Source organism: Chryseobacterium capnotolerans, assembly GCF_021278965.1.
GTDB lineage: Bacteria > Bacteroidota > Bacteroidia > Flavobacteriales > Weeksellaceae > Chryseobacterium > Chryseobacterium capnotolerans.
The window spans coordinates 3380748-3400576 of sequence record NZ_CP065589.1 but is presented as its reverse complement, the minus strand read 5'-3'; the positions used below and the strand labels follow the sequence as shown (position 1 = coordinate 3400576).

Below are 19829 nucleotides of genomic sequence, written 5' to 3'. Positions count from 1 at the left end.
GTGAAGGATAGATGCTGATCGATAAAGTTTTACTTACTTTGCACTAAAGATTTGAAATCCGTGAAATTAGTTTTTAAAATACTGTTTATTTCAATATTGATGATGGGGAATTACTTCTCAGCACAGGATACTACGAAGGTTTCGCAGGCAGTGAAAGCTGTCGCGAAATTGAAGAGAGCAGTAGATAAAAATGACAATAAAGGGGTTGCTGATGCTTATGTTGGGATGGCTAATGATTATTACAGCCAGGGAAATTATGCTAAAAGTGAAGAGTATCTGATTAAAGCTAAAAATCTTTATCAGAATCTAAATGATAAGAAAAATCTGGAAATCGTTACCCGAAGATTAGCCCAATCTCAGGAAAAACAAAATAAAATTACCCCGGCTATCAGTAATTACAATATGGCAGCAGAGATGTCTTATAGTACAAAAAGCAGGGCCGTTAATTCAAATGATGCAGCAAGGCTTTCTTCTCCAGCACCTGAAGTGAAAGCAGAGGCCATTCAGAATAATATTAATTTAAGCAAAAAGGAAAATGAGCAGGCTGATGTTGCAATAGGCTACAGCCAATTGGCAGATATCAATATCCAGCAGAAAGATGTTGCCAAAGCTGAAGAAAACCTTAATGCAGCCTATAAAATTTCTAAAAAAGAATCTCCTCAGCAAGCACTGGAAATTAATCAGAAGCTGGCCAATCTTTACGTAGAAAATAAAAACTTTGATAAAGCTATTGAAGCTAAAAAGAAAGTTCTAAAGGAAGATTTTGTAAAAGATAACTCTCAGGAGAAAGTTAATCAGATTCAAGAGCTGGCGGATATCTATATCAAGAAAAATGATCCCAAAGAGGCTGCCGATCTATTAAAAAATGCCTACGGAATAGCGTTGGACAAAGGGCATACCCTGGAAGCGCAGAAAAGCGTAAAGAAATTGGACAGCCTGTATGCTATTTCAGGAAATGTAGAGGCTTCAGTTCAGCTATACAGAGATTTTTTAGGTAAGCTTCCTGACTTGGTTTCCAAAGACAGAAGCCTTGTAGATAATAAGATTCTGGAAGATACAGAACAGCGAATTTCACAGCTGGAGAAAGAAAAAGAGCTGAAGGATGAGCTTATTCACAAGAAAAATGTTTTCAATTATGGGCTGATCGGGGCCTTGATTCTGTTGACAGGTTTGATTATTTTCATTTTCAGAACCCTGAAAAAAGTTCAGATCAAAAATAAGAAAATAGCCCTCCAGTCGCTTCGACGGGAAATGAATCCCCATTTTATTTTCAACAGTCTGAATAGTGTCAATCACTTCATTGCCACGAATAACGAATTGGAAGCCAATCAATATCTGACCAAGTTCTCAAAGCTGATGCGCGGGGTGATGGAAAACTCTACAGATGATTTTATCCCTTTTCAACAGGAACTGGATCTTTTACAAAACTATCTGGCACTGGAAAAAACACGTTTTGCAGATAAATTTGATTATGAAATTGACGTAGATAAGAACCTGAATATGCAAAACCTGCAGGTTCCGGGAATGCTGGTACAACCGTTCCTTGAAAATGCTATCTGGCACGGATTGCGTTACAGAACAGATAAAGGATTTTTAAAATTAAGCTTTGAGAAAAGGGATAAATATCTAATGATCACTATTGAAGACAACGGAATAGGAATTGAGGAAAGTAAAAAACAGAAAACCCACCATCAGAAAATCCGCGAAGGAAGGGGAATGAAAAATACACTGGAAAGAACTCAGCTATTGAATGATCTGTATAAAAAAGATATTGCTTGTTCTGTAAAAGATAAGGAAAATAATAGCGGGGTTTTGGTTACTATTCATATTAATATGGCATAAAAATAATACCATGAAAAAAAATATAATTCTATTCACTTTGATTGTTAGTTTCTTTTCTGGAATGGTAACTGCCCAGGATGTTGACAGTATCAGACTGACTCATATTCTTAAAAGCCTGAAACTGGATAAAACCAAGATCAGAGAAGAACTTTGTACTGAAAAGAAAATGCCTAATGCTGAAGATTCCTATATTTCAGTCATTCCAATGGTTATGAGCCAGGAGGAAGAAGATTATGTTTTTACAGTCAAGAACTATATTTTAATCACAGACAGCAAAGGAATCATAAAGAACAAATATCTTGATCCTACGGAATTGAATTCTGATGCTATAACCCTAAGAAGCTTTGCCATTGATACCGGACTGTATAATATCAGCCCGAATGTTCGTGCTTTTGGAGTAAAAGCAGATTTTGTAGGAAGCAGTAAGCCCAACCCTTATGCTTCCGGTACCATATCAATGTATTATCCGGAAGGGAAAACCCTGAAAAAAGTTCTTGATCAGTTTGAATTAAATTCTACAACAGGGGAGTGGGATACCCGATGCAACGGTGAGTTTAAAGATGATCATTCTTACATCATGATGGATGCATCCAAAACGAATAATTTTACAGATCTTACAATTAAGACGATTTCTGTAACTACCATAAACAAAGAAGTAAAAGGAGAATGTGAACAAAAAGAAACTTCAAAAACATTCTATAAAACACTGAAATTCAAAAACGGAAAATATCAATAGTTTTCCAAAATGGTATTCTAAAGAAATTTTTTATTATAATTACTTTTTAGTGTAACCAAAATGATATAAATATTGTCTTATTAGTATAAAACTAATCAGATGAATATCAATAATAAAACAGCACGATTAGCAGGATTTATTTATCTTGTTGTCATCATCACCGGCTTTTACAGCCTAATGTATGTACCCTCACAGCTTATTGTATGGGAAGATCCGGGACTTACTTTTCGTCATATTTCTTCATCCGTTTCTCTATTCAGATCGGGTATTGCAAGCAGCATGCTTTGCTATATTGCTTTTGCATTACTTCCTTTGGTTTTGTATCAGTTACTAAAAGGAACTCATAAAAATGCGGCAAGATTGATGGTGATTTTTGCGATCATAAGCGTTCCTATTTCATTTATGAATCTTCAAAGTAAGTTTTCTGTACTTACCATTGTTGAGGGGGCTGATTATTTAAAAGTATTTGATGCTAAGCAGTTACAGGCTCAGGTGATGCTTCTGCTGAGCAATTATAATAAAGGAATTTTAATTGTTCAGGTTTTCTGGGGACTTTGGTTATTTCCATTCGGTTACTTAGTGTACAGATCCGGTTTTTTACCCAAAATCTTAGGTGTTTTTTTAATGCTGGGCTGTTGGGGTTATATCATGAATGTTCTTGGAAGAACTATGATTTCTGATTTTTCGGAGTATGCAATATCAGGATATGTCACATTGCCCGCTTCAATAGGAGAAATAGGAATGTGTCTGTGGTTGCTGATTGCAGGAGTGAAAAGTAAATCTATTAATAATATGCATCAGCAAAACTAATATATCATGAATAATTCTACCCAATTTGAAAATATTCCAGTAAACGTGAAGGTTATACTTGCCGGCCTCTGGACCTCTGTTACATTATGTTATTTATACGGCGATTACTTCGAGTTATATACTCCCGGGAAAACTCAGGGGCTTGTGGATGGGCATAATCTATTGAATACTCCATTGAATTTATTAATAGCTGCGGTAGCCCTGGCAATACCAGCCGTCATGGTATTTCTTTCCCTTATTCTGAAACCTGCTATCAACAGGATGCTCAATATTGCTTTCGGAATCTTTTTCACTGTGGTGATGCTGCTTATTGGCATTTCATCGTTTTCAGAATGGTATCTATTCTATGTTTTTCTTGCAGCAGTGGAATGCATCATCACGATATTGATTGTAATATATGCCTGGAAATGGAAAAGAATATGAGTTGTATTAGGAAGATTGCGGGGTTGATCAAATATTCCTAATTTGCATCTGCAACCTATACCTGCAACCTAATATTTAAATCCAATGAAGATTAAAGCTGTAATCGTAGATGATGAATTGATAGCAAGAGAAGTATTGAGAAGCTATCTTACTAAATACTGCCCGCAGGTAGAAATTCTGGGTGAAGCGGAAAATATTAAAGAAGCTGTACCCCTGATTGCAGAGAAACAACCCCAATTGGTTTTTTTAGATGTAGAAATGCCTTTCGGGAACGCTTTTGATGTATTGGAAGCTACGAAAGAATTTTCCTATGAGACTATTTTTATTACTGCATTTTCACAGTATTCTTTACAGGCTTTAAATAAATCTGCAAGTTATTATATTCTGAAACCAATTGACATTCAGGAACTCATTCTGGCCGTAAATAAAGTAGTTGAGAGCCTTGAAAAAAAAGAAGAGTTGAACCGGAATAAAATTCTATTGGAAAATTTGAAATTAAAACCCGAAAAACAACAGCTTATTCTTCCTACTTTACAAGGTTTTGATGTGGTGAAAACAGAGGATATTGTAAGACTTCAGGCAGACGGAAACTTTACTCAGGTGTATCTTACGGATGGTTCAAAAAAAATGGTATGCCGATTTTTGAAACATTTTGATGATCTTTTGGAAAATCCTTTTGTAAGAGTTCACCGTTCTCATATCATCAATACATCTTTCGTTAAATCTTACCATAAAAGCGGAACAGTGATGCTGGCTGACGATACTGAAATTGAGGTTTCAGGAAGCTTTAAAGATAATTTTCTGAAGGTCTTTTCCTAGAATTTATCGTTCCTTAACAACCCAAAGGCACTATTTTTGACGTTTTTATCAGAATCACACAAAATATTTCTGTTATGAAAACCTTTCACAAAATAATTCTTCCCGTTTCATTGGGAGCTTTAGCCTATATTGCTTTTCATTCATATTCTGTAGGAATTCCGAGGGGAGCGGTGGCAGTAAAGAATTTTGATGTTAAAAAATATCTCGGAAGATGGTACGAAATTGCCCGTTTTGATTATAGATTTGAGAAAAACATGAATAACGTCACTGCAGAATATTCAGAAAATCCTAATGGGAGTATTCAGGTTAGAAATAAAGGGTATGATTATATCAAAAAAGTATGGAATGAGTCTATTGGGGAAGCTAAATTTGTTAAAGATTCCACTGAAGCCCGGCTTAAAGTATCTTTTTTAAACCCATATGGGCCGGTTATAATGTCATTGACATTGATGAAGATTATCAATATGCTCTGGTAGCAGGAAGCAGCCTAAAATATCTGTGGATCCTCTCCAGAACCACTACCATCCCGGAAAGCATCAGACAACGTTTCATTGAAAAAGCCAGAAAGATTGGCTATAATACGGATGAGTTGATCTGGGTAAACCATAATCAATAGAAAAGTAGAAAGGCAAATCATACTATTGCAGATTTGCCTTTTATTTTTAGAAATATATAGTCATTATCAATGTCATTGACTACGTCGAATCTTGGATTTCTGACGAAGAAGAATCACATGTATGACTTAGATTCTTCATTTCAATCCATTACATTCAGGATGACAGAATATAATAATTAAATATGCACTTTATATTTTATCCTTTAATATATTCCTTCCATTCTTCAAAACGATAATCAATGACCTGCTTCATCAGATCATAATTTTCATAAGTATCTTCAATGTGATAGAAGGTTTCATATTCATAATCGTTTTCTTCTGCCTTGGTATCAAAAAGATTTACGTAATCATCTGCAAAAGAACTGTATCTGTTTCCAAAATCGGTATCATCTGCGTAATAATCTTTTGCAAAGCTGTTTCCAAGATCATTCAGATCATATTCCGAGAATTTTCCGTCACAAGAATCCATGATAAATTCAGCACCCGTAATTTCTCTTCGTTTTACTTTTTCAATTTCTTCTTCATTATCTTCCTTCAGTTCATCAGAGATCAGATCATTATGGATGCACCAATTCAGGAACATACCAGTGTGTGTGGCTCCGTTTTTCTGAGGAAGTCCTTCAGGAAAATCACCACCATAATGCCATGAGGCATCATCATATTTAGACATAACTTTAACTAATTTCCGTCAAAAATAGAAAAAATCAATTTATATTGTCGCAGCCACATATTTTTCCGTCATTTGCAGGAGAATTTTTTTTCAAGAATCTTATATATGGAAAAAGCAGTCCTCATCACTATTGGTGACGAAATCCTTTCTGGAAATACAATAGATACAAACTCCAATTTTATTGCCACTGAACTAAAGAATATCGGAATAAAGGTTGTACAGATCTTTACGATTTCAGACGAAATTGAAACGATTAAAAATACATTAAGTACAGCTTTTGAACTGGGAGATCTGGTTGTTACCACCGGAGGTCTGGGACCTACAAGAGATGATAAAACCAAAAAAGCATTAGCTGAGTTTTTCAACGATGAAATTGCCCTTGATGAAGTCACTTTTAATCATCTTAAAGGATATATGGAAAGACGCGGACGGACAGATATCCTGGAAAGAAATAAAGAACAGGCCTTTGTTCCTACAAAATCTATTGTTTTTCAAAACCATTTTGGTACAGCACCATGCATGATGATGGAACTGAACGGAAAGCTGAGTTACAGTTTACCAGGCGTTCCTTATGAGGTAAAACCATTGATTAAAGATCAGATTATTCCTTATTTACAGGAAAAATTCAATCTTAATTATATCCATTCAAGAATTGTTTCTGTGGTAGGAATTCCGGAGAGTATTCTTGCTGATACTATTGAAGACTGGGAGCTTGCTCTTCCTGAAAATATTTCGTTGTCCTATCTTCCGGTGGGAACCCGGGTTAAATTGAGATTAACAGCATCCGGAGAAAATGAAGAAGCATTAAAACAACAGACAGAAGATGAAATTCAAAAATTACTTCCGCTTATAAAAGAAAATGTAATTGCTACATCTGAAGATAAAATTGAAAATATCCTGGCAGAAATTCTTACTGAGAGAAAACTTACTATTTCAACAGCGGAAAGTTGTACCGGAGGAGAATTGGCGAAAATGATTACTTCAGTTGGCGGAAGTTCAAGATACTTTTTGGGTGGAATGGTTGCCTATGCTACGGAGAAAAAAATAAAAATTTTAAATGTTTCCAGAGAAACGGTAGATCAGTTTACCGTAGTTAGTGAGCAGGTGGCACAGGAAATGGCAAAAGGATGCCAGGAATTGTTTGATACTCATATTTCCCTTTCTACTACCGGAGTGGCGGGCCCGGGAAAAGGAGAAGATGGCAAAGATATAGGAACGGTTTTTTATACAATACGGATCAATAACCAGGAAGTTACCTCAAAATTATATATGCCTCATCTGGAAAGAGTTGATTTTATGAATTTTGTTTCACAAAAGGTGATTCAGGACCTTGTAGGACTTTTAATAAATCAATAAACATAAGACTGATTTTTTAATTTTTTTTTAATGAATTTTCAAAGGGTTTTTCACACTTTTTGAGAATCATTCATTAAAATTTTAAAATCGTGGAAAATTCCAAACAGATTTTTCAGACCAACAACAAGAAACGTTGGAAAAGCGTACAATGGGGCAGCCGTATCTTTATTTTCGTTGCGGCGCTCCTTCTGTTAGCGTTAGGCCTGATGATGACCCTGGACAGAAGTCCAAAAATTCCTTTCAAAGAAGATTATAAAGCTGTTATTACGGCCAATAAACCTTACCTTCAGGAGAATAAAATTTCTAAAGAATATAAAGGTTTCAGAAGCTTTATCTCTGAAAAAAACATTCATACCAATCTTGCCAAGATTCAAAAAGCAAGAGCAGAACGATATAAAAATCAAAATAGAAACTGGGCTCAGTTTCCTGGGGGAATTCGTTCCGCATTCTATGTAGCATGGGATCCGCAGTCTCTGATGTCTTTAAAACGAAACATCAGACATGTCAATCTTGTGTTTCCTGAATGGTTTTTTCTTGATCCTAAAACAGGAGACTTGAAGACCAATGTTGACCCCGAAGGATATAAAATCATCAAAAGAACAGGAGTGGCAGCTATGCCTATTCTGAGCAATAATTCTAATCAGGAATTCCGTGCCGAGGGACTGGGGAAAGTTTTGAATGATCCAAAGAAAAGAACTGCTCTTATCCAAAAGCTTACCCAGCAGTGTCTCAAATATCATTTCAAAGGTATTAATATTGACTTTGAAGATATGAACCTTAATTCTGATGAAAATCTGATTGCCTTCATGAAAGAGCTTTCAGAGACATTCAAACAGAATCAATTACTTGTAACAATGGATATTATGACGGATAATGATGATTACAATATCCCTAGACTAGATCCGTATGTAGACTATTTTGTGTTGATGGCCTATGATGAATATTCAGCGGGAAGTGATGCCGGGCCTGTCTCTTCACAGAAATGGATCGAAGCTCAGACAGGTAAAATTGTTAAACAAACTTCTCCTCACAAAATTATTCTTGGACTGGGAGCGTATGGATATGACTGGAGTTCCAACAAAGATGACAATACTTCCGTAACGTACATGCAGGCGATCACCAAAGCAAGTGCCAGTAAAGCGGTTATAGATTTTAATGATAATACCTTTAACCTGAATTACTCTTATACAGATTCCAAAAATAATACCCATACCGTATTTTTCAATGATGCAGCGTCTATTTTTAATACCATGCGTTTTGCATCGGAATATCCGTTGGCAGGAACAGCATTGTGGAGATTAGGGAGTGAGGACAGCAGAGTCTGGAATTACTATGATAAGGATCTTACATTTGCAGGGCTTTCTAAGTTGAATTTGAAAACGCTGGAAAATGTAAAAGGACAGACCATGGTAGATTACATTGGAGATGGTGAAGTGTTGGATGTTTTGAATACCCCTCATGATGGAAAAATCGCTGTGGAGGTAGATCCGAAAGAGAAAATCATTACTGATGAGAACTATATTACCTATCCAAGTTCTTACGAAGTGAAAAAATATGGAAGTGCCCCGCAGAAAGAATTAGTATTGACATTTGATGACGGACCGGATGAAACTTATACTCCTCAGGTATTAGATATATTGTCCAAATACCATGTTCCGGCCGCCTTCTTTTTGGTAGGGTTAAATGCAGAAAAGAACCTTCCGCTGGTTAAAAGAATCTATCGTGAAGGTCACGAAATAGGAAATCACACCTTTACCCACGAAAATGTAGCGAAAGTAAGTCCGGAAAGAGCTTTACTTGAAATGAAACTGACCAGACTGCTGATAGAATGTATAACAGGACACAGTACAATTCTTTTCCGTGCTCCTTATAACGCAGACTCTGAGCCCACCACTTCAGAAGAGATTATTCCGGTAGCATTGGCAAGACAGCAAAATTACCTGGATATCGGAGAAAATATTGACCCTGAAGACTGGCAGCCAGGAATAAAAGCAGATGAAATTGTAAAACGGGTAATGGCTGGGATTAAGCAGCAGAGAGGGAATATCATATTGCTTCATGATGCTGGTGGAGATACAAGGGAAGAAACCGTAAAAGCGTTGAAGATTTTGATTCCAAGCCTTCAAAAACAAGGCTATCATTTTACCAATCTTACCAGTATTCTACACAAGAGCAAAAGCGAGCTGATGCCTGAAGTTCCTAAAACCAAAGCTTATTATATCATGCAGCTTAATCTGGTGCTGGCAACCATCATCTATGGAGTGAGCCACTTTTTGGTTGCCTTGTTTACTATCTTCATTGTGTTGGGGTTGATAAGATTATTATTAATGGCTTACTGGGCTTTTAAAGAAAGAAAAAAAGAGAAAAAGCTGAGTGAACTTCCAATCCTTGAATCTTATCCAAAGGTTTCTATCATTGTACCAGCTTATAACGAAGAAGTGAATATTGTTTCTTCTTTGAATAACCTTTTAAAGCAAACCTATCCGAACTTTAACATCATCATGGTAGACGATGGAAGTAAAGATTCAACGTATGAAAAAGCTAAAGAAGCATTTCCGGATCATCCGAAATTAGAAATATTCACCAAAACGAATGGTGGAAAAGCTACAGCCTTAAACTTTGGAATATCACAGACGGATGCTGAATATGTAGTTTGTATAGATGCAGACACCAAACTGCAGCAGGACGCTGTGAAATATCTGATCGCAAGATTCCTGAATGCCGGCTCTGAAGAAAAAATAGCCGCAGTAGCAGGGAATGTAAAAGTAGGGAATACCGTAAACTGGCTGACCAAATGGCAGGCAATAGAATACACCACAAGCCAGAATTTTGACAGACTGGCGTATGCAAACATTAATGCAATTACTGTTATTCCTGGAGCTATTGGAGCGTTTAAGAGATCTGTGATTCTTGAAGCGGGAGGGTATTCTTCTGATACACTGGCTGAAGATTGTGATATTACCGTGAAAATTTTAAAAGCCGGATATACTGTTGCCAATGAAAACAGAGCTGTTGCTGTAACGGAAGCCCCAGAAACGGTAAAACAGTTCCTTAAACAGCGTTTCCGCTGGACCTACGGAATCATGCAGATGTTCTGGAAACAAAGACAGACTTTCCTTAATCCTAAATATAAAGGATTGGGACTTTGGGCAATGCCGAATATTTTGCTGTTCCAATATATCATTCCATTTTTCTCACCATTGGCAGATGTAATCATGTTCTTGGGGATTTTATCAGGAAACGGGGGCAAGATATTCAGTTATTATCTGATCTTTCTTTTGGTGGACGCATCCCTTGCCTTAATAGCATTTATTATGCAGCGGGAAAAACTAGTGAATCTGCTCTATATCATTCCGCAAAGATTCGGGTATAGATGGCTGATGTATATCGTATTATTTAAAAGTTTAAGAAAAGCATTGAAAGGCGAAATGCAGTCGTGGGGCTTCCTGAAACGTACAGGAAATGTAAAAGAGATCGCAACGACTTAAAAGGTTGGAAGCTGGAAGATAGGAGCTGGAGGATAGAGGTTGGAAGCTGGAAGTTAGGAGTTACTTTTAGTTGTAATATTACTGAATGTTGCTCTAAACTACTTGAAAGAAGATAAAGAAATAGAGTAGTTATTCTTTATGGCTTTTATAACTTCCAGCTTCCAACATCTAGCTTCAGGCCTATCCAATTTATAAATTCTTATCTTGATCTGATTGTATTTGTTTAAATTTGTTTCACAAAAAAGTAACAAATAAGAAATAAATCATACATATTGTATAAATTGTTATCATAATGAAAAAACTAACGCTTTCTTTGTTTCTAATAGCAGGGATCTGCTCTCAAAACACGATGAGTGCACAAGGCACAGCTGCTAAAGTAGCAGTAAACAATACAGATAAAGGTTTAGACCTTAGCTTAATGGATACTTCAGTACGCCCACAGGATGATTTTTATAATTATGTGAGTGGAACATGGATGAAAACAGCAAAAATTCCATCTGATAAAGCAACTTGGGGAAGCTTTAATAAATTGGCTGAGGATACGGATAACAATTCCATGACTATCCTGAACTCTCTTTTGAAAGATAAGTTTACAGACGGAAGTGAAGGTAAAAAAATCCAGGATCTATATGCATCTTATATGAATATGCAGAAGAGAAATGCTGACGGAATTAAGCCTATTCAGGAAAACCTGAATAAAATTGATGCGATCAAAAATATGGCTGACCTTCAGAACTATCTTATTTCTGTAACAAGAGAAGGTGAAAATATTTTCTACGGATGGGGAGTATATGCTGACTTGAAGGATTCTAATATGAATGCTGTTTACTTAGGAGATGCTTCTCTTGGATTAGGAAGAGACTATTACCAGAAAGTAAATGAAAAAAATACAGAAGCTATTGCTGAATATCAGAAATATGTAGCTTCCATGCTGAAAGAATTAGGATATAAAAATGCTGATGAAGCAGCAAAAGGGATTGTAAACTATGAAAGAAGTATTGCACAAACGCTTTTAACTAATGAGCAAAGCCGTGATAATACTCTTCAGTATAACCCTAAGACTATGGCTGAACTTTCAGCTTTGGTAAAAGGAGTTGATATTCCTGCTTATCTTAAAAAAGTTGGGGTAAATACAGATAAAGTAATTATCGGAGAATTGAATTACTATAAAAATTTCGATAAACTGGTCAATGCACAGAATCTTCCTGTGATTAAAGATTATCTGAAATTCCATATGATCAGCGGAACAGCATCTTATCTAAGTGAAAAACTAGGAGATATGAAGTTTGCATTCTATGGTAAATACCTAAGAGGTCAGCAGGAACAAAGAGCTTTAAACAAAAGAGGTTATGAATTAATCAATGGAAACTTAGGAGAAGCTTTTGGTAAACTATACGTTGAAAAATACTTCCCGGCAGAAGCTAAAGCCCAGATGGTAGAATTGATCGACTACTTAAAGAAAAGTTTTGTAGTTCATATCAATAATTTAGCGTGGATGTCTTCTACTACTAAGGAGAAAGCTCTTAAGAAGTTGAACAAATTCACTGTAAAAGTGGCTTACCCAGATAAATGGAAAGACTATTCAAAATTAGAAATTCTTTCTGAAGCTAAAGGAGGTACGCTATACAAAAACCTTCAGAACATTGGCGAATGGCAATACAACAGAGAATTAGCTAAAGTTGGAAAACCAGTTGATAAAACAGAATGGGGAATGACTCCACAGACTGTAAATGCTTATTACAACCCGGTATATAACGAAATCGTATTCCCTGCTGCGATCCTTCAGCCGCCATTCTTCAACCCTAAAGCTGACGCAGCTGTGAATTTTGGAGGAATTGGTGCTGTTATCGGTCACGAAATGAGCCACGGATTTGATGATTCAGGAGCTCAGTTCGATGCAGATGGTAACTTGGTAGACTGGTGGACTCCGGAAGATAAAGCTAACTTCGAAAAAGCGACAAAAGCTTTAGCTTCTCAATATGACAAGTATGAGCCTGTAAAAGGAACATTTGTAAACGGTACTTTTACAAATGGGGAAAACATTGCTGACTTAGGGGGTGTAAATATCGCTTATGATGCCCTTCAGATGTACTTAAAAGATAAAGGAAACCCAGGGAAAATCAGTGGATTTACTCAGGATCAGAGATTCTTCCTAAGCTGGGCAACCGTTTGGAGAACTTTATCAAGTGAAAAATACATGGTTAACCAGGTGAAGACAGACCCGCACTCTCCGGGTTACTTCAGAAGTTTTGGTCCACTAATCAACGTTGATGCCTTCTACAAAGCATTCGATGTGAAAAAAGGAGACAAACTATACAAAGCACCGGAAGAAAGAATTAAAATCTGGTAAAATAAACAAACCGTTCAGCAATGAGCGGTTTTTTTGTTTTAAAGGAGTGGTTTTAGGAATCAAAAAGACATTCAAAATAAACTTTTAACTGTAACTTTTAGTATAATTTTTAGTAAAACGAAGGGAAATATTGATAATTATTCATGGATAGTGTAACGAATTGTAAATCAATATGTACTTATCTGTTGTAAAGTTAATACTATGAGAAAACTGATACTTTCCCTATCCTTACTCACAGGGATCTGCACTCAGAATTTGGTGAATGCACAGGTTAAAACTATTAAAACAGCGGTAAGCATTGTAGACAGTGGGCTAGACCTTGCTGCAATGGATACTTCAGTACGTCCACAAGATGATTTTTATAATTATGTGAACGGAACCTGGATGAAAACAGCTCAAATCCCTTCAGATAAACCAGCTTGGGGAAGCTTTGATAAGCTCGCAGAAGATACGGATAACAACTCTATGACAATTCTGAATTCTCTTTTAACAGACAAATTTACTACAGGAAGTGAAGGGAAAAAAATTCAGGATCTGTATGCTTCTTATATGGATATGCAGAAGAGAAATGCTGACGGAATCAAACCTATTCAAGAAAAATTGAATAAAATTGATGTCATTAAAAACCTTACTGATCTTCAGAATTATTTGATTTCTGCAACAAAAGACGGAGATAACAATTTCTATAGTTGGTCTGTAAGTGCAGATCGTAAAAATTCCAAGATGAATGCCGTTTACTTAGGAGTTCCGGCTTTAGGTCTTTGGGGGAGAGACTATTATCAGAAAGTCAATGAGAAGAATACGGAAACCCTTGCGGAATATCAAAAGTATGTAGCTTTACTACTCAAAGAATTAGGATATACTAATGCAGATGAAGCTGCAAAAGGAATTGTAGAGTATGAAAAAAGTATTGCAAAAACTTATCTGACTAATGAACAGAGTCGTGATAATACTCTTCAATACAATCCACAGACTATGGCTGAGCTTTCGGGTCTGGTAAAAGGAATAGATCTTCCTGCCTATCTTAAAAAAGCAGGAGTAAACACAGATAAAGTAATTATCGGAGAACTGAACTATTATAAAAATATGGATCAGTTAGTCAATGAGAAAAACCTTCCCGTGATTAAAGATTATATGAAATTTCATCTGATTAATGGAAATGCAGCCTATTTAAGTGAAAAGCTGGATGCTATTAATTTTAATTTCTTTGGAAAATACTTATTCGGGCAGAAAGAACAGAGAGCCTTGAATAAAAGAGGTCTTGAATTAATTAACAGAAATATAGGAGAAGCTTTTGGAAAGCTATATGTTGAAAAATATTTTCCTGCAGCATCCAAAGCCCAGATGGTTGAGCTTATTGATTATTTAAAGAAAAGTTTCGCAATTCACATCAAAAATTTAACATGGATGTCACCAGTCACTAAAGAAAGAGCCATGGATAAGCTTAATAAATTTAGTGTAAAAGTAGGCTATCCTGATCAGTGGAAAGATTATTCAGCTTTAGAAATTATTCCGGGAAGTTCATTATACAACAATCTTCAGAATATTGCTGTATGGAACTATAGTAAAAAGCTGGGAAAAATCGGAAAACCAGTTGACCGATCAGAATGGGGAATGACTCCACAAACTGTAAATGCGTATTATAGAGCGGTGAACAATGAAATTGTATTTCCGGCAGCCATCCTCCAACCACCGTTTTTTAACCCTAAGGCTGATGCGGCTGTCAATTTCGGAGGAATTGGGGCTGTGATTGGTCACGAAATGAGCCACGGATTTGATGATTCGGGAGCTCAGTTTGATGGCAACGGAAATCTAGTAGACTGGTGGATGCCTGAAGATAAGGCCAATTTTGAGAAAGCAACAAAAGCTCTTGCCGCACAATACTCCCAATATGAACCGGTAAAAGGATCTTTCATCAACGGAATCCATACGAATGGTGAAAATATTGGAGATTTGGGTGGAGTAGCGGTAGCTTATGATGCTCTTCAGATGTATTTAAAAGACAAAGGAAATCCAGGAAAGATCAGCGGTTTTACTCAGAGCCAAAGGTTTTTTATGAGCTGGGCTACTGTATGGAAAACAAAAGCACCTGAAAAATACCTTCTTCTTCAGATCAAAATTGATAAACACTCACCAGGGTATCTCAGAAGTTTTGCTCCATTAATTAATATTGATTCGTTTTATAATGCTTTCGATGTGAAAAAAGAAGACAAACTATACAAAGCACCGGAAGAAAGAATTAAAATCTGGTAAAATAGACAAACCGTTCAGCAATGAGCGGTTTTTTTTGTTATACATGAGAACCTACAAACTACTTTAATCAAAATCAATAAGGAATGACTGCCATCATTCCCATCCTCCGGAGGGGGGTCAAAAATTCTTTGAATTTTTGACGGGGTGGTTCATTCACACCCATACAATAACCCTATACAAAATTAAAATAATGAACCCCATTAACCCTTACCCTTAAAATTAAACCTCAAAACTCACTATTATTCTCATTAATTATCAATTATCCTTCATCACTTACCATTAAACTTTGTATATTTGATAAGTTTGTGTATAATCAAAAATTATCTTCAATGAAAAAGCTAAATATTGGTATACTTGCCTTCTCAGGTATTGTATTGCTAAATTCGTGTGGTGCAGCAAAAACTGCAGGGACAGAGACAAAAACAGAGGCTGCTGCAAAAGTTGCAACACCTGCAAAAGAAGAAGTAAAAGAGGAAGGAATCAATTTATCTTATATGGATAAAGGTGTCCGTCCACAGGATGACTTTTTTAGCTATGTGAATGGAAATTGGGTGAAAACTACTCAGATTCCTTCAGATAAAGCCAATTGGGGGTCTTTCAATGCTTTGAGAGAAAATGTGGATGATGCTTCATTGGATATTTTGAATAAAATCCTTACCGAAAACTATGCGGCAGGTTCTGAAGGACAGAAAATCCAGAGTCTTTACGCATCTTTTATGGATACAGCGAAAAGAAATGCAGACGGATTAAATCCTATCAAAGCAGATCTTGCAAAAATTGATGCCATTAAAAATCTTAATGAATTCCAGAAATATCTTTTAGAAGCTACAAAAATAGGAGATAACTCCTTTTACGGATGGAGAGCCGGAGCAGATATGAAAAACTCCAAAATGAACGCTGTATATCTTGGTGGTCCGGATCTTGGTTTAGGAAGAGATTACTATCAGAAAGTAAACGAAGCTAATACTAAAACATTAGGGCAATATCAGGCTTATGTTGGAAAACTATTCGGTGTTTTAGGCTATAAAAACGCTACTCAGGCGGCACAGAATGTAGTAGATTTTGAAAAACAACTGGCCAATTATTTACTGACATTGGAGCAGAACAGAGATGCTAATTTAAGATACAATCCTAAAAATGTTTCTGAATTATCAGGAGTAGTGAAAAACGTTGATCTTGCAAAATATCTTAAAGATGCAGGAGTAAATACAGACAGGGTAATCATCGGAGAACTGAAATACTACCAGAATATGGATCAGTTTATCACGCAGAAAAACTTACCTTTATTGAAAGACTACCTGAAATATCACCTGATTAATGGTAATGCAAGTAACCTAGACGAAAATCTTGAGCAGATCAGATTTGATTTCTATGCAAAAGATCTACAAGGGCAAAAAGAGCAGCGTCCTATGAACAAAAGAGGTTTAACGCTTGTGAATGGTGTTCTTGGAGAAGCATTTGGAAAATTATATGTAGAGAAATACTTTACTCCGGAAGCAAAACAGCAGATGGAAACTTATATTGATTACCTTTTAAAATCATTCAAAACCCACATTGCCAATATTGATTGGATGTCTCCTGAAACAAAAGTAAAAGCTCAGGAAAAACTATCCAAGTTTACAGTAAAGATCGCTTACCCGGATAAATGGAAAGATTATAGCCAATTAAAAGTAGAATCTCCAAAACAAGGAGGATCATTATATGCTAATTTACAAAATGTATCAGCTTGGCAATACCAAAGAAACTTAGATAAAGTAGGAAAGCCCGTAGATAAAACAGAATGGGGAATGTCCCCGCAAACAGTAAATGCTTACTATAGCGGATCAAACAACGAAATTGTATTCCCGGCAGCCATTCTTCAACCCCCTTTCTACAATCCTAAAGCAGATGCAGCTGTAAACTTCGGTGGAATCGGAGCTGTAATCGGTCATGAGATTTCTCACGGCTTTGATGATAGTGGTTCTCGTTTCGATGGTGATGGAAACCTTAACAATTGGTGGACGGATGCTGATCGTAAGAACTTTGATGCAAAAGTGGCTCAGTTAGCAGCTCAGTACAGTGCCTATGAGCCTGTAAAAGGAAGCTTTGTGAACGGTAAATTTACAAGTGGAGAAAATATTGGTGACTTAGGTGGAGTAGCAGTAGCTTACGATGCTCTTCAAATGTATCTTAAAGATAAAGGAAATCCAGGAAAAATCAGTGGATTCACTCAGGATCAGAGATTCTTTATGAGTTGGGCTACCGTTTGGAGAACAAAAGCAACCAACGAATATATGATTAACCAGGTGAAAACAGATCCGCACTCTCCGGGAATGTACAGAGCATTCGGGCCTTTGGTGAACCAGGATTCATTTATCAAGGCATTTGATATCAAACCAGGTGATAAAATGTATAAAACTCCTGAGGACAGAATAAAAATTTGGTAAGAAATACCAAAAGAATTGTTAGAAAAGAAAGAATCCGTCTCCGAATAAGAGGCGGATTCTTTCTTAATATGCTTTTTTATAATTCCGGATAACGAACTTTATTCCGGTTTCTATAATATCTCCCATCGTTTTGCAATATTTGAAATTGACATCATAGGTAAGCTTTTGCAAAGCTGTTTTGAGTTCTGTAATATGAGCTTCTGGTGCAATATTTTCCTTTTTCATAATAGAAATAAGTTCATCAAACCTGTTTTTGCTGCTGGTGACTCTTTTTACAATTTGTGAACGCACCTCTTTACGATACTGTTCTATAGAATTTGGCTTTAGTTTTTCCATTACCATAGTGACCATCAAGTTATTTTCTTTGAAATACTGGGGAAGATAAACCTTCAGATTCCCTTCGTAGCTTTGCTGGTCAAAATCGATGGGGCGGATTCTATAAATAACCTGATCAAAATCGTGTATGGGAATGACCACATAATTATAAGAACGCATATCACCGAGTAAGCCAATGAGACAACGTTCATTGAATTTTACAAACTCCTTAGAAATCTGTGCCTTTTCCAACTCTGTACACTGGGGTAAATGTTTCTGAATAAACACATCACCGGGAATACCTAAGATATGCTCTTCTATCAAAGTGTTTTTGTAAATCAGGAAGTTAATTCGGTTGGGGGAAAGCAGATCCTCTAGCTCCAGTCCGTATATTCGGGAAGCATCCGCCTGTTTAATATAAAAATTAGTGTAATTGTCATTCAGAATATTTCTTACCCGAATTCGAAAAGGTTTAGAATTTCCGAAAGTACAGAAATCTATTGTATCCACCGTCAGATAAGGTAAAGTAGCTTCATCACCGTCAGAATGAAGAAGGGTATAGATCTTATTTAAATTAGCCTCTATTTCTTTAAACTCATATTCAGGATACATTACGCCAAGCCATAAAGTATCTTTGCCGTCTTTGTCCAGAATATTTACACTATCTGTGAATCGTAACAAATCCTCATACAGAAATTTAATTTTGGTAGTTCTGTTATGCTTTTCCAAATACTGTTGTAATGCTTCTGAAACAGGATATATGGGTTTTCTGAATGCAATCTTTACATCTTTCATATTCTGTTTTCTTGATTTAAATATAAACAAAATTTCTTCCTCAGGTTGCAGAAGTTCTTATTTTAATATAAGTTCAGCATAAGGTATTTCGTTTTTTAATGATGTCAGGACTTGGAAAGAGACAGCTATTGAAATTAAAACAGAATTTAAAGCATTTCTAATGAACTTTTTTCTATGCATATCAAGATTTTAAACCTTGATATGCGTAACTTCTATTCTCCTTTTCTATCCTCAGACCAAATAATATTAATTTCTAATTCTGACTCGCTTAAGTTTATTTATTTTTTCATAGCTTAGTGACATTGTAAAATGTTGATTTTATGTTGAATAAATGTAGGGGAAATTAAATAATTTAAGAAAAATTTTGTATGTTACAGTTTTTTTTTAAATTTAAACTTTGGATTCGTAATTTATTTGATTTATCTGTAAATTGCTAAAAGACAGATCCAAACCAAAATAGTAAATCTCAAAATAATAATAATATGGCAATGTTTAATTATGGTGTTGGCGGAAACGAAGTAAAAGTAGACGCTAATGAAGCTATTCAGGAAATACAGGAAAATAAATCACTGATAGTAAGCCAGCTTACAACAGAAGAATCTTATACCCCTGAAATTGTAACAGGATTAAAAACTGTGGAAGATGTGTTCAGACACTTTCAGCCTTCTGTAGCAGTACAGCATGAAACAGAAGACGGAGGATTGGTTGACGAAGAATTCCGTTTTCAAAATCTTGGAGACTTTACTCCTAAAAGCCTTACTCAGAAATCTGACTATCTTCAGCAGCTGAGCATGGAACAGGAGCAGTACAACAAAATTGTACGTCAGTTGAAAACCAATAAAATTCTTCGTAATATGCTGGAGAACGATCAGACAAGAGCGGCGTTCATCGAAGTATTGAAAGAAGTAGCACAAGAACTTGAAAAATAAT

The 19829-nt window shown here is 36.0% G+C and carries 13 protein-coding genes and 1 pseudogene; 12 read left to right on the top strand and 2 right to left on the bottom strand.

Annotation, left to right across the window (positions count from 1 at the left end; genetic code table 11):
* Positions 1 to 60: 60 nt before the first annotated feature.
* The 6 genes and pseudogenes from H5J24_RS16275 (at position 61) to H5J24_RS16250 (ending at position 5246) form a co-directional block, all read left to right on the top strand.
* A complete protein-coding gene (locus H5J24_RS16275; RefSeq protein ID WP_228407595.1) occupies positions 61 to 1842 on the top strand; it encodes a tetratricopeptide repeat-containing sensor histidine kinase in 1782 nt (593 codons plus the stop codon).
* Between the two features lie 10 nt (positions 1843 to 1852).
* Positions 1853 to 2578 carry a PA3715 family protein gene (locus tag H5J24_RS16270; RefSeq protein ID WP_141395639.1) on the top strand — a complete coding sequence of 242 codons (726 nt, stop codon included), beginning with the start codon at positions 1853 to 1855 and terminating at the stop codon, positions 2576 to 2578.
* Between the two features lie 99 nt (positions 2579 to 2677).
* Positions 2678 to 3388: a DUF4386 domain-containing protein gene (locus tag H5J24_RS16265; RefSeq protein WP_068941854.1), complete on the top strand. Its 711-nt coding sequence runs from the start codon at positions 2678 to 2680 to the stop codon at positions 3386 to 3388.
* 6 nt (positions 3389 to 3394) lie between these two features.
* Positions 3395 to 3811 carry a DUF6326 family protein gene (locus tag H5J24_RS16260; protein ID WP_068941856.1) on the top strand — a complete coding sequence of 139 codons (417 nt, stop codon included), beginning with the start codon at positions 3395 to 3397 and terminating at the stop codon, positions 3809 to 3811.
* Between the two features lie 84 nt (positions 3812 to 3895).
* Complete coding sequence (locus tag H5J24_RS16255; RefSeq protein ID WP_068941858.1) at positions 3896 to 4630, top strand: LytR/AlgR family response regulator transcription factor; 735 nt, start codon at positions 3896 to 3898, stop codon at positions 4628 to 4630.
* 74 nt (positions 4631 to 4704) lie between these two features.
* Positions 4705 to 5246, top strand: a pseudogene (locus tag H5J24_RS16250) (lipocalin family protein).
* 196 nt (positions 5247 to 5442) lie between these two features.
* On the opposite strand, the gene H5J24_RS16240 reads toward H5J24_RS16250, so the two are convergent.
* Positions 5443 to 5916: a DUF7832 domain-containing protein gene (locus tag H5J24_RS16240; RefSeq protein WP_068941862.1), complete on the bottom strand. Its 474-nt coding sequence runs from the start codon at positions 5914 to 5916 to the stop codon at positions 5443 to 5445.
* A gap of 105 nt (positions 5917 to 6021) precedes the next feature.
* Between H5J24_RS16240 and H5J24_RS16235 the strand changes: the two genes are divergently transcribed.
* The 5 genes from H5J24_RS16235 to H5J24_RS16215 all read left to right on the top strand — a co-directional run bounded on the left by H5J24_RS16235 (position 6022) and on the right by H5J24_RS16215 (position 17789).
* On the top strand, positions 6022 to 7272 hold the full coding sequence (locus tag H5J24_RS16235) for a CinA family nicotinamide mononucleotide deamidase-related protein (protein WP_068941864.1): 1251 nt from the start codon (positions 6022 to 6024) through the stop codon (positions 7270 to 7272).
* Between the two features lie 89 nt (positions 7273 to 7361).
* The gene (locus H5J24_RS16230; RefSeq protein ID WP_068941865.1) at positions 7362 to 10760 is read left to right on the top strand and encodes a trifunctional glycoside hydrolase family 18/polysaccharide deacetylase/glycosyltransferase family 2 protein; all 3399 of its coding nucleotides are present in this window, start codon (positions 7362 to 7364) and stop codon (positions 10758 to 10760) included.
* Positions 10761 to 11052: 292 nt separating this feature from the next.
* Positions 11053 to 13110, top strand: a complete 2058-nt coding sequence (locus tag H5J24_RS16225) for a M13 family metallopeptidase (protein WP_068941867.1) — start codon at positions 11053 to 11055, stop codon at positions 13108 to 13110.
* A 201-nt stretch (positions 13111 to 13311) separates the two neighbouring features.
* A complete protein-coding gene (locus H5J24_RS16220) occupies positions 13312 to 15363 on the top strand; it encodes a M13 family metallopeptidase (protein WP_068941868.1) in 2052 nt (683 codons plus the stop codon).
* Between the two features lie 329 nt (positions 15364 to 15692).
* Positions 15693 to 17789 (top strand): M13 family metallopeptidase, encoded by a 2097-nt coding sequence (locus tag H5J24_RS16215; RefSeq protein ID WP_068941870.1) that lies wholly within the window; start codon positions 15693 to 15695, stop codon positions 17787 to 17789.
* A gap of 63 nt (positions 17790 to 17852) precedes the next feature.
* Here the strand turns inward: H5J24_RS16215 and H5J24_RS16210 are convergent, their stop codons facing one another.
* Complete coding sequence (locus H5J24_RS16210; protein WP_068941872.1) at positions 17853 to 18899, bottom strand: hypothetical protein; 1047 nt, start codon at positions 18897 to 18899, stop codon at positions 17853 to 17855.
* Between the two features lie 482 nt (positions 18900 to 19381).
* Between H5J24_RS16210 and H5J24_RS16205 the strand changes: the two genes are divergently transcribed.
* Complete coding sequence (locus H5J24_RS16205) at positions 19382 to 19828, top strand: type VI secretion system contractile sheath small subunit (RefSeq protein ID WP_068941874.1); 447 nt, start codon at positions 19382 to 19384, stop codon at positions 19826 to 19828.
* Position 19829 lies beyond the last annotated feature (1 nt).